Origin of the sequence: Scandinavium goeteborgense, assembly GCF_003935895.2 — a bacterium.
GTDB lineage: Bacteria > Pseudomonadota > Gammaproteobacteria > Enterobacterales > Enterobacteriaceae > Scandinavium > Scandinavium goeteborgense.
In genome coordinates, this window is the sequence record NZ_CP054058.1 from 62,018 (window position 1) to 73,017 (window position 11,000).

Genomic DNA, 11,000 nt, shown 5'->3' on the forward strand with positions numbered 1-11,000 from the left:
GTGCGGTGAATCACGATTGAGATTTTCTAAGGCAAACTGAAAAGGATTAGTTTTTGTTATTTGAAATGACAGCTATTGGCCATGTTAAGGCTATTTTACTTTGTTAAGGGATTAGTAAAAGTATGCTGTTTAACGCGCGTTGAAGGCAGGAAATTGAAAAGCCCGGCATGAACCGGGCCTGTGCGCTTACTCGATATTCTGAATCTGCTCGCGCATCTGTTCAATCAACACTTTCAGCTCGATGGCAGAGGTGGTGACTTCACTGTTGATGGATTTAGACGCCAGCGTGTTCGATTCGCGGTTGAACTCCTGCATCATAAAGTCGAGGCGACGGCCTACTGCCTCTTTCTTTTTCAGGATGTTCCAGGTTTCTTTCACATGGGCTTCGAGACGATCAAGCTCTTCAGAAACGTCGATGCGCTGAGCCATCATGACCAGTTCCTGCTCGAGGCGATTGTTCTCCAGCTGAACCTGCGCATCTTCAAGCTTCGAAACCAGACGCTCGCGCTGCCACTGGAGAATTTCAGGCATATGCGCACGGACTTTGACAACTTCGGCGCTAACGCCGTCAAGACGTTGTTCGATGAGCGCTTTCAGCGCGGTGCCTTCAGTTTCACGGGCAACGATGAAGTCATCCAGGGCGCCATCAAGGGCAGAGAGGATTTCAGCGGTGATAGCATCAAGATCTTGCTCCTGAGCGGCCATAACGCCCGGCCAACGCAGAATATCTACCGGGTTAACTTCGCCTTCGTCGCTCTGCATTTTGACCCAGTTGGCCGCATTGACCAGCTGTTTCGCCAGCTTTTCGTTCAGGATGAGCTCGCCTGTTGCGCTCGGATCCTGTTCGAAACGCAGGGTGCACTCGACCTTGCCACGCGTCAGGCGGGCACGGATACGTTCACGGACAACCGGCTCAAGGCTACGGAACTGCTCCGGCATGCGGAAGTAAGTTTCGAGATAACGCTGGTTTACCGAGCGCAATTCCCACGCGGCACTGCCCCATTCACCTTTGATTTCACGACGGGCGTAGGCGGTCATACTGCGGATCATAGACGTTCCTGTTTTTAAAGGAGAGATGGAGGGATTATAGCTAGCAGGGCTTTCTCATGATAGGAATATGCGTCCTTAATCCGTATAATGCGCGCCACATTCGTTTTAAGCCGGAGATATCATCATGCGTCCAGCAGGCCGTAGCGCTCATCAGGTGCGTCCCGTAACCCTGACCCGTAACTACACCAAACACGCTGAAGGCTCTGTGCTTGTCGAATTCGGTGATACCAAAGTGCTTTGCACTGCCTCCATTGACGAAGGCGTGCCACGTTTTCTGAAAGGACAGGGCCAGGGCTGGATCACCGCCGAATACGGCATGCTGCCGCGTTCCACCCACACCCGCAACGCCCGTGAAGCGGCGAAAGGCAAGCAGGGTGGCCGTACCATGGAAATACAGCGTCTGATCGCTCGCGCCCTGCGCGCTGCCGTTGACCTGAAGACGCTGGGTGAATTCACTATTACGCTGGACTGCGATGTCATTCAGGCTGATGGCGGCACGCGTACTGCATCTATTACCGGTGCCTGTGTGGCGCTGGCTGATGCCCTGAACAAACTGGTTGCTGCCGGTAAGCTCAAAACCAACCCAATGAAGGGCATGGTTGCAGCGGTTTCCGTCGGTATTGTGGCCGGTGAAGCGCTGTGCGACCTGGAATACGTTGAAGATTCCGCCGCAGAAACTGACATGAACGTGGTGATGACCGAAGATGGTCGCATCATCGAAGTGCAGGGGACGGCAGAAGGAGAACCGTTCACCCATGAGGAACTTCTTACCTTGTTGGCTTTGGCCCGAGGGGGAATCGAATCCATTGTCACGACGCAGAAAGCGGCGTTAGAAAATTAATAAGAGGGCGACTGATGAGTCGCCCTTTTTTTGTCTGTAGAAAACAGGATGAGGAGCGAATCCATGAAACCGTATCAGCGCCAGTTTATTGAATTTGCGCTTAACAAGCAGGTACTGAAGTTCGGCGAATTCACGCTGAAATCCGGGCGCAAAAGCCCCTATTTCTTTAACGCCGGGCTGTTTAATACCGGGCGCGATTTGGCGCTGTTAGGCCGTTTTTACGCTGAAGCGCTAATGGATTCTGGCATCGATTTCGACCTGCTGTTTGGCCCGGCCTACAAAGGCATCCCGATTGCCACAACTGCTGCTGTCGCGCTGGCTGAACATCATGATCGTGATGTGCCGTACTGCTTCAACCGCAAAGAAGCCAAAACCCATGGCGAAGGCGGCAACCTGGTGGGCAGTCCGCTCGAAGGCCGAATCATGCTGGTTGATGATGTGATCACCGCTGGAACGGCTATTCGTGAGTCGATGGAAATCATCCAGGCTAATGGTGCAACGCTTGCGGGTGTGCTGATTTCGCTGAACCGCCAGGAACGCGGGCGCGGTGAAATCTCAGCGATTCAGGAAGTGGAGCGCGACTATGGCTGTCAGGTGATTTCTATCATCACTCTGAAAGACTTGATTGCCTATCTGGAAGAAAAGCCTGAAATGGCCGACCATCTGGCGGCAGTGCGCGCGTATCGCGAAGAGTTTGGCGTATAAAAACGAAACCGGGCATCGCGCCCGGTTTTTTTACTGGAGTTGCGCCGCAACCAGCGGCCAGCGGGCATCAAAATCTTCCGTTGGGCAGTATTTGAATTCACTGCGCACAAAGCGGGAAAGCATCCCTTCACAGAACGCCAGAATCTGGCCAGCCAGCAGCGTTTCATCGTTAACGTAGCCTTCGCCTTCGCGCATTTTCTTTTCGCGTAACACCTGACGCAGCTGAGCTTCAATGCGCTCGAACAGCTGATTGATGCGACCCTGAAGTCTGTCCTGCTCAAACATCAGAGCGTGACCGGTCAGAATGCGTGTCAGGCCAGGATTACGTTCACCGAAGCCGAGGATCAGTAACACTATCAGGCGCAAACGCGCGTTGGTGTCTTTTTCATCTTTCAAAATCAGATTGATACGGGTGATCAGGCTGTCTTCGATGAACTCGATCAGGCTGTCGAACATCCGGGTTTTGCTTGGGAAATGGCGATACAACGCCGCTTCGGAAACGCCCACTGAGGCGGCCAGCTTTGCGGTAGTAATACGTTGACTACCATCGCTGGATTCAAGCATAAGCGCCAGAGATTGAAGTATTTCTTCGCGACGATTCCGTTTCGCGGTTTGTTTTTCTGCCATGTTTTCAAATACCCCTGAAAATAAACACTCGTCAGGCGGACATCCACACAACGACCGCAAACAAGCGCTTGCGGTGATGTTATTGCATTTTTTCGCTGCAGGATGCTGCTTCAGAACGGCTTATTTGCGTCCTGAATGGCCGAAGCCGCCTTCGCCACGATCGGTGGCGTCAAACTCTTCCACCAGGTTGAACTCTGCCTGAACGACAGGGACAAACACCATCTGGGCAATACGTTCACCCGGCTCGATGGTAAAGCTCTGCTGACCACGGTTCCAGACGGAAACCATCAGCTGGCCCTGATAATCTGAATCGATAAGGCCAACCAGATTACCCAGCACGACACCGTGCTTATGGCCGAGACCGGAACGCGGCAGGATAACGGCTGCCAGGGAGGAATCCGCGATATGAATAGCCAGGCCGGTTGGCAGCAGCGTGGTTGCGCCAGGAGCCAGTTCTACGGCTTCATCAAGACAGGCTCGCAGGTCAAGTCCGGCAGAACCGGAGGTGGCGTATGTTGGCAGCGGGAATTGCTCGCCAACACGCGGGTCCATAATCTTAACGTCGATTTTTTTCATCATAACGGGTAACGATCTCGTCCAGTAGTAGTTGGCCCAGGAGTTCCTTTCGCGCAAGCGGTAGGACTTTATCTCCATCCTGCCAGAAAAGGTGTAATGCGTTGTTGTCGCTATTAAATCCTTGATTCTCTTGCGATACATCGTTCGCGCAGATCAGATCAAGGTTCTTGCGGGCTCGCTTTTGCTGCGCATATTCTTCCACATTATTTGTTTCTGCGGCAAACCCTACGACATAAGGACGAGAGGTCGTCAGCGCGGCGACGCCTGCAACGATATCCGGATTTTTAACCATTTTTATCGTTAATTCATCGCCTTGCTTTTTAATCTTCTCGTCCGAAATAGCCGCTGCACGATAGTCAGCAACCGCTGCGCAGCCAATAAAAATGTGCTGGTTTTGCGCATTTTTCTGGACCGCAGCGTCCATTTCCAGCGCCGTCGTGACATTGATACGCTGAATGAATGGCGGCGTAGCTATTGAAACAGGGCCACTGACCAGGGTGACATTTGCCCCACGCTGTGCCGCCGCTGCGGCAATCGCAAAGCCCATTTTACCGGAACTGTGGTTGCTGATGTAACGCACCGGATCTAACGGTTCGCGGGTAGGGCCTGCGGTAATCATGATATTGAGATGTTGCAGGTCTTTGACAGGCGAAAAATGCGTTGCTGCCATTTCGACAATCACCAGCGGATCCAGCATGCGGCCGGGGCCGATATCGCCACAGGCCTGGCTGCCGCTGTCCGGGCCCCAGAGCAAAAGGCCACGTGAAGCGAGTGTGTCCAGATTATGCTGGGTCGCTGCTGCGCGGTACATCTGCTGATTCATCGCCGGTACGACGGCGACAGGAGCCGCCGTGGCGAGGCAAATGGTGGTGACCAGATCATTGGCCATGCCTGCGGCAACGCGGGCGATAAGGTCGGCGGTCGCCGGGGCCAAAATCACCAGGTCGGCCCATTTCCCGAGCTCAATATGACCCATCGCCGCTTCGGCAGCAGGGTCCAGCAGGCTGTCGGACACCGGGAAACCGGATACCGCCTGAAGGCTCAATGGCGTAATGAAGGCTTTCGCCGCGTCCGTCATGGCGACGCGGACTTCTGCGCCACGTTCGCGCAAGCGGCGCACCAATTCTGGCGTTTTGTAAGCAGCGATACCTCCGCTGACGCCAAGAACGATTTTTTTACCGGCCAGGCTGATCATGATTCTTTCCTGTGGAAGACATCGGAATGCGCTCATTTTATCACAATCCCTCCGTTGTCGTGCTGCAAAGGAAAATCCACTTTGCGAGGCGTTACGCAAGCGTGGCAATCAGCCGTCGTGCGCAGGATGAGGCGTATGGCAAGATAAGCGTCGTCAAAAGGAGAAGAGGTATGGACGACGTTGAACTGATTTTGCCGCGTGAAAAAATGCAAATCGATGGGATTGAAGCACTCAGTGATGTTGAACTGCTGGCCCTGTTTTTACGAACGGGCACACAGCGGCGCGATGTGCTTTCTTTCGCTGCGTATTTGCTGAAACACTTTGGTTCACTGCATGGCTTACTGCTGGCGCCAGAGTCTGAACTCCTTATGATGGACGGCATTGGTATCGCCAAATATGCCCAACTTAAAGGGATTGCCGAACTGGCACGGCGCTTTTTTAATCTTCAGTTGATGATGCAGGAAGACCCGCTGAGCAGCCCTCATGCCACGCGTGAGTTTCTGCAAAGTCAGCTGGCGAAAGAAGAGCGTGAGATCTTCATGGTGATCTTCTTAGACAGTCAAAACAGGGTGTTAAAGCACAGCCGGATGTTCAGCGGTACGTTGAGTCACGTCGAAGTGCACCCTCGTGAGATAGTCCGCGAAGCCATTAAGGTCAATGCGGCGGCGCTGATACTCGCGCATAATCATCCTTCAGGCAGTGCTCAGCCCAGCAAAGCGGATAGAATCATCACCGAAAGAGTGATAAAGTGCTGCCACTTCATGGAGATAAGCGTCCTCGATCACTTGATTGTCGGCAAAGGAGAGATAATTTCTTTTGCTGAACACGGATGGATTTAGCGATCCACCGGGATCTTTGTCTGTTCGGGACTTGAGCACACCGCGGAGTCAGCGTATACTACGCCACCTTTGAGAATCTCGGGTTTGGCATTTGGGCCTGGCTATACGAGTTCACTTAGAACCGTCAGACCGGGCTGTAGCAGCCTGACGAGGCGCCAATACCCTATACGAAGCTCGAGCTAATTTGATTTTTGGAGAATAGACATGTCCCGAGTCTGCCAAGTAACTGGCAAGCGTCCGGTGACCGGTAACAACCGTTCCCACGCACTGAACGCGACTAAGCGCCGTTTCCTGCCGAACCTGCACTCTCACCGTTTCTGGGTTGAGAGCGAGAAGCGCTTTGTCACCCTGCGTGTATCTGCTAAAGGTATGCGTGTAATTGACAAGAAAGGCATCGATACAGTTCTGTCCGAACTGCGTGCCCGTGGCGAAAAGTACTAAGTACTAAGAGGAATTAAATCATGGCTAAAGGTATTCGTGAGAAAATCAAGCTGGTTTCTTCTGCTGGTACTGGTCACTTCTATACCACCACGAAGAACAAGCGTACTAAGCCGGAAAAACTGGAACTGAAAAAGTTCGATCCAGTTGTCCGTCAGCACGTTCTGTACAAAGAAGCTAAAATCAAATAATTTTAGTTTTCTTTAAGAAAAACCCCGCCTCGGCGGGGTTTTTTGTTTTCTGCTCATCCCCATAATAGAACGTATCCCGCATTATCTTTGGAGATGTCATGCCTGAGTTACCAGAGGTCGAGACCAGCCGTCGCGGTATTGAGCCGCATTTGGTCGGTGAGACCATCCTGCACGCGATTGTTCGCAACGGCCGACTGCGCTGGCCCGTATCTGCGGAAATTCATAGCCTCAGCGATAAGCCCGTGCTCAGCGTTCAGCGTCGCGCCAAATACCTGCTGCTTGAGTTGCCTGACGGCTGGATAATCATCCACCTCGGAATGTCTGGAAGTTTGCGAATCCTCTCCGAAGACCGCCCGCCAGAGAAACACGATCATGTCGACCTGGTAATGAGCAACGGTAAAGTGCTGCGGTACACCGATCCTCGCCGATTTGGCGCATGGTTGTGGGCCAAAGAACTGGAAGGCCACAGCGTGTTGGCACATCTCGGCCCGGAGCCGCTGAGCGAGGCATTTAACGCCGATTACTTCCGCGAGAAGTGTGCGAAAAAGAAAACGCCGATCAAACCGTGGTTGATGGATAACAAGTTGGTGGTCGGGGTGGGGAACATCTATGCCAGCGAGTCACTGTTTGCTGCAGGCATTCACCCTGACAGGCTTGCGTCTTCGCTTTCTGCGGAGGAGTGCGCGCTATTAGTGCGTGTCATCAAGGCGGTGCTGCTGCGTTCTATTGAGCAGGGCGGGACGACGCTGAAGGACTTCCTGCAAAGCGACGGTAAACCGGGCTATTTTGCTCAGGAATTACAGGTCTACGGTCGGAAGGATGAGCCTTGTCGGGTTTGCGGTTCGCCGATTATTGCGACGAAGCATGCGCAGCGGGCAACATTTTACTGCCGCCGCTGCCAGAAGTGATTATTTCAGCTTGTCCATCAGCGCCTGGTGGACAGCAGGCGGCAGGAAGTGGGCGACGTCGCCATCGTGGCGCGCCACTTCTTTCACCAGTGAAGAGGAAATAAACGACCACTCTTTCGACGGCATCAGGAACACGCTCTCAAGTTCCGGCATCAGATGGCGATTCATATGCGCCAGCTGCATCTCGTATTCGAAATCCGCCACCGCCCGTAAACCGCGAATCAAGATATTGGCCTGCTGCGCGCGGGCGAAGTTTGCCATCAGGTCGCTAAACCCGACCACTTCCACATTCGTCAGATGCGACGTCGCTTGTGTGGCCAGCGCGACGCGTTCATCCAGGTCAAACATGGGTTTTTTGCTCGGGCTGGACGCGATGGCCAGCAGCACTTTATCGAACATGCAGCTGGCGCGGGTAACGATGTCGAGATGACCGTTGGTGATGGGATCAAACGTGCCTGGGTAGATGGCTTTTGTGCTCATGACTCACGCCTTTTTGCTAAAGCCGCGGTTCAGCGCCCACAGCTCGGTGTACTTGTTAAACGTATACTGCGCGTTCACGACCGACAGCAGCCAGCCTTGCGCGCCATCCAGAACGCCGCCACGCAGGATAAGCGTTTTGATTAACGCGCCCAACGTGTGACCAAAAATGCCTGCCAGTGAGGTTCTCTTGCCTTTCTGATGACGTTCCTGCGCCCAGGCCGTGGCGTAAGCCAGCTGTTTACGCTGGAACTCAGCAAAATTACGACAGGTCAGGTGTTTCAGGTCGCCCTTCAGCTCAACGACTTTCGCACCGCGACTGTCGAGGGATTCATGCACTTGATTATCGTTGTACTGCCAGCGTTCGCGTTCGTAAAGACGCAGAACCCTGTCCGGATACCAGCCGCTGTGCCGCATAAAGCGACCGAGAAAATAGTTACGGCGGGCGATACTGTAAACGGCCCCCGGTTCCGGGGCCGCAAGAGCGTCGCGGAGGGATTTTTCGAGCTCAGGCGTGACGCGTTCGTCGGTGTCGATCATTAACACATAATCGCCGGTGGCGAGCGCTTGTGCGCGCTGACGTTGAATACCGTAGCCTTGCCAGTCGCTGTTCACATGGACCTGCGCGCCAAGACTTCTCGCCAGTTCAACGGTGTTATCGTCGCTGCCGGAATCCAGCAGAACAATCTCGTCAGCCCACTGTACCGATGCAAGGCAATCCGGCAGCAGATCGGCAGCGTTTTTGGCGATCATCACCACCGACAGGCGAGTAGGCATTAGTGGCTCCGCTGAGGCAGATAAGGTTGCAATAACTGTAGCAGACGGGCAAGCGCGCCCTGGTTCTGATGGAGCACTTCGACGGCATGGCGGCCATACCAGAGGCGGTAATCTTCATCAGTGAGCAGTGTAGAGACTTCTTTCACCAGAGTGTCCATATCGGTAACCGTGATGAGGCCGTCATCCTGCTGCAGCTTGGCGCAGATGTCTTTGAAATTGAAGGTATGCGGGCCCATCAATACCGGAATCGCATGCGCGGCCGGTTCCAACGGGTTATGTCCACCACGTTCGACGAGACTGCCGCCGACAAAGGCCAGGTCAGCAATTCCGTACAGCAGCATCAGCTCACCCATGGTGTCGCCAATGACCACCTGAGTCGTCGCGGAAGGGATTTCACCCGTGCTGCGCAGAGTAAACGGCATGCCCGCTTTCTGCACCAGTTCGCGGGCGTCAGCAAAGCGTTCAGGATGGCGCGGCACCAGAATCAGCAGCAAGTCCGGGAAGGTTTCCAGCAGCTTTTTATGTGCATCGAGGATGATTTTTTCTTCGCCGTCATGGGTGCTGGTTGCGATCCACACCTGACGACGCGGCGCCCACTGGCGACGTAAGGTCACCGCGCGTGCCGCCAGTTCTGGCGTCACGGAGATATCAAATTTGAGGCTGCCGGTAATCGTGAGCTGATTGCGTTTGAGGCCCAACGCGAGGAAGCGGTTACCGTCCTCTTCGTTCTGCGCAGCAATCAGGGTGATGCGGCTCAGCAGTTTGCGCATGAATTTGCCGAGCTTGCCGTAGCCTTTGGCTGAGCGTTCAGACAGGCGCGCATTGGCAATTACCAACGGGATTTTGCGCTTATGCAGCGCGGCAACCATGTTCGGCCACAGCTCGGTTTCCATCACGATAACCAGCTTCGGACGGGTGGTGTTGAAGAAGCGGTTCATTGCGCCGGGTAAATCGTACGGCAGATAGACGTGCTGCACATCTTTGCCGAAGGCGGACAATGCCCGTTCAGAACCGGTCGGAGTCATGGTTGTGACGGTTATTGGCAATGACGGATAACGATGACGCAGTGCACGCACCAACGGAATGGCGGCCAGCGTCTCGCCTACGGAGACGGAGTGCAGCAGTATGCCATCAGGCACTACCTTATTTTTGCAAAAGCCATAGCGTTCAGCCCAGCGTTTACGGTACGCGGGTGCCTTTCGGCTGCGCAACAATAACCGCAGCCAGACCAGTGGCTGAATCAGGTAGAGCAAGATGGTATACAGAAATTCCAAGCGATTTATCCGTTTTTATACTTCGGCGGGCAAATTCTAAGCATTTAGCGTGCTTAAAGCTATCCCTTTGGGGTTCTGGACGTTCAATCGGTCAGATAACGTTTCAAACGGAAGTAACGACGGCCTAAACGCCAGCGGAGACGGAGCCCGCGAGCATTTTTCCAGATCAAGGTCCAGATACCGCGGTCGAAGAGTTCTTGTGTAATCGTTTTACGTTTCTGTACGTCGGCTATGTTATTGATACTGTGTAGAATTCCAAGCCCTTCTTTCGCAATCTGCCATTGGCAGGCGGGCACTTTTGCCACTTGTTGCGGATAGCGTTGGTTAATCTCGTTCAGCATTTCGAGGATTTTCATGTAGTGCTTAGAGTTACGGATACGCGTATCGTCAGTGCCAGGCGTATGCGAAACTGATGCGGAATGAATCAAATAATCGTAGTACGTTTCATCGATGTACTGCACACGTTTTGCAGTCAGCAAAACTTCTGTCGTCCATGGAATGTCCTGATGACGTAAACCGTCCTCAAAGGTAAATCCCTGCTCTTTGATAAATGCGTGACGATAGATGTTGAGCCAAGTGACATGCAGGAATTTACGGGATGCCAATGCCTGTTGTAACCACGTCGTTCCTTCCACCACTCCGGTAGAAGAGAGTTTGTCAGAGGGGAGTATTTTCTTCGATGGGCGCCCATCATCGTAAACGTAGTTACCGTTACAGGTCGCGACATCAAGCTGATTTTTGGTGGCAACATCCAGCAGCCGCGCGTACATACCCGGATAGATAACGTCATCAATATCCGGAAACGCCAGATATTGACCCGTGGCAACGGCCAGACCGGTATTACGTGCCGCAGATACGCCCTGGTTAGGCTGGTTGATAACCCGATAATTAGTAAATTCACTGGCGTAGCGGGCCAGGATGTCCGCTGAGTTGTCCACAGAACCGTCGTTGACCAGGATCATTTCAAGGCTATCGAGATGCTGGTTTTTAATACTGTCAAAAAAGGCATTTAGGAATTTTTCACCGTTATATACCGCGACAACGAGACTCAGAAGGGGCTGGTCGAACATGGTTTCTCCGTTTAATGACACGCCACGCTTGG

14 protein-coding genes are annotated in these 11,000 nt (G+C 53.4%); 6 read left to right on the plus strand and 8 right to left on the minus strand.

From position 1 onward, the window contains the following. Positions 1-186 precede the first annotated feature (186 nt). On the minus strand, positions 187-1,050 hold the full coding sequence (locus A8O29_RS01040) for a YicC/YloC family endoribonuclease (protein ID WP_110510336.1): 864 nt from the start codon (positions 1,048-1,050) through the stop codon (positions 187-189). A 124-nt stretch (positions 1,051-1,174) separates the two neighbouring features. Between A8O29_RS01040 and rph the strand changes: the two genes are divergently transcribed. Both rph and pyrE read left to right on the plus strand, forming a co-directional pair. Next, positions 1,175-1,891 (plus strand): ribonuclease PH, encoded by a 717-nt coding sequence (gene rph / locus A8O29_RS01045; RefSeq protein ID WP_110510335.1) that lies wholly within the window; start codon positions 1,175-1,177, stop codon positions 1,889-1,891. Positions 1,892-1,954: 63 nt separating this feature from the next. Then, entirely contained in the window at positions 1,955-2,596 is a 642-nt protein-coding gene (gene pyrE / locus A8O29_RS01050) for an orotate phosphoribosyltransferase (RefSeq protein ID WP_110510334.1), read from the plus strand. Between the two features lie 30 nt (positions 2,597-2,626). On the opposite strand, the gene slmA is transcribed toward pyrE, so the two are convergent. From slmA to coaBC, 3 genes are all read right to left on the minus strand, one after another. Beyond that, on the minus strand, positions 2,627-3,223 hold the full coding sequence (slmA, locus tag A8O29_RS01055) for a nucleoid occlusion factor SlmA (protein ID WP_125354656.1): 597 nt from the start codon (positions 3,221-3,223) through the stop codon (positions 2,627-2,629). A 120-nt stretch (positions 3,224-3,343) separates the two neighbouring features. Continuing rightward, a complete protein-coding gene (gene dut / locus A8O29_RS01060; RefSeq protein WP_166665219.1) occupies positions 3,344-3,802 on the minus strand; it encodes a dUTP diphosphatase in 459 nt (152 codons plus the stop codon). Continuing rightward, positions 3,780-4,994 (minus strand): bifunctional phosphopantothenoylcysteine decarboxylase/phosphopantothenate--cysteine ligase CoaBC, encoded by a 1,215-nt coding sequence (coaBC, locus tag A8O29_RS01065; RefSeq protein WP_168713869.1) that lies wholly within the window; start codon positions 4,992-4,994, stop codon positions 3,780-3,782. Before coaBC ends, dut begins: the two co-directional genes overlap by 23 nt. Positions 4,995-5,164: 170 nt before the next feature. On the opposite strand from coaBC, the gene radC reads away from it, so the two are divergent. The 4 genes from radC (at position 5,165) to mutM (ending at position 7,370) form a co-directional block, all read left to right on the plus strand. Next, on the plus strand, positions 5,165-5,833 hold the full coding sequence (radC, locus tag A8O29_RS01070) for a RadC family protein (RefSeq protein ID WP_125354657.1): 669 nt from the start codon (positions 5,165-5,167) through the stop codon (positions 5,831-5,833). Between the two features lie 204 nt (positions 5,834-6,037). Continuing rightward, positions 6,038-6,274 carry a 50S ribosomal protein L28 gene (rpmB, locus tag A8O29_RS01075; RefSeq protein WP_002436699.1) on the plus strand — a complete coding sequence of 79 codons (237 nt, stop codon included), beginning with the start codon at positions 6,038-6,040 and terminating at the stop codon, positions 6,272-6,274. Positions 6,275-6,294: 20 nt separating this feature from the next. After that, positions 6,295-6,462, plus strand: coding sequence for a 50S ribosomal protein L33 (rpmG, locus tag A8O29_RS01080; protein ID WP_003024094.1), 168 nt, complete (start codon positions 6,295-6,297; stop codon positions 6,460-6,462). A 98-nt stretch (positions 6,463-6,560) separates the two neighbouring features. Then, a complete protein-coding gene (mutM, locus tag A8O29_RS01085) occupies positions 6,561-7,370 on the plus strand; it encodes a bifunctional DNA-formamidopyrimidine glycosylase/DNA-(apurinic or apyrimidinic site) lyase (protein ID WP_125354658.1) in 810 nt (269 codons plus the stop codon). On the opposite strand, the gene coaD is transcribed toward mutM, so the two are convergent. The 4 genes from coaD to A8O29_RS01105 all read right to left on the minus strand — a co-directional run bounded on the left by coaD (position 7,371) and on the right by A8O29_RS01105 (position 10,968). Continuing rightward, positions 7,371-7,850 (minus strand): pantetheine-phosphate adenylyltransferase, encoded by a 480-nt coding sequence (gene coaD / locus A8O29_RS01090; RefSeq protein WP_125354659.1) that lies wholly within the window; start codon positions 7,848-7,850, stop codon positions 7,371-7,373. A gap of 3 nt (positions 7,851-7,853) precedes the next feature. Next, positions 7,854-8,624 (minus strand): glycosyltransferase family 2 protein, encoded by a 771-nt coding sequence (locus A8O29_RS01095; RefSeq protein ID WP_125354660.1) that lies wholly within the window; start codon positions 8,622-8,624, stop codon positions 7,854-7,856. After that, positions 8,624-9,898, minus strand: a complete 1,275-nt coding sequence (gene waaA / locus A8O29_RS01100; RefSeq protein ID WP_125354661.1) for a lipid IV(A) 3-deoxy-D-manno-octulosonic acid transferase — start codon at positions 9,896-9,898, stop codon at positions 8,624-8,626. The genes A8O29_RS01095 and waaA overlap by 1 nt, the downstream gene beginning before the upstream one ends. An 83-nt stretch (positions 9,899-9,981) precedes the next feature. Next, positions 9,982-10,968, minus strand: coding sequence for a glycosyltransferase (locus tag A8O29_RS01105; protein ID WP_125354662.1), 987 nt, complete (start codon positions 10,966-10,968; stop codon positions 9,982-9,984). Positions 10,969-11,000: the final 32 nt, after the last annotated feature.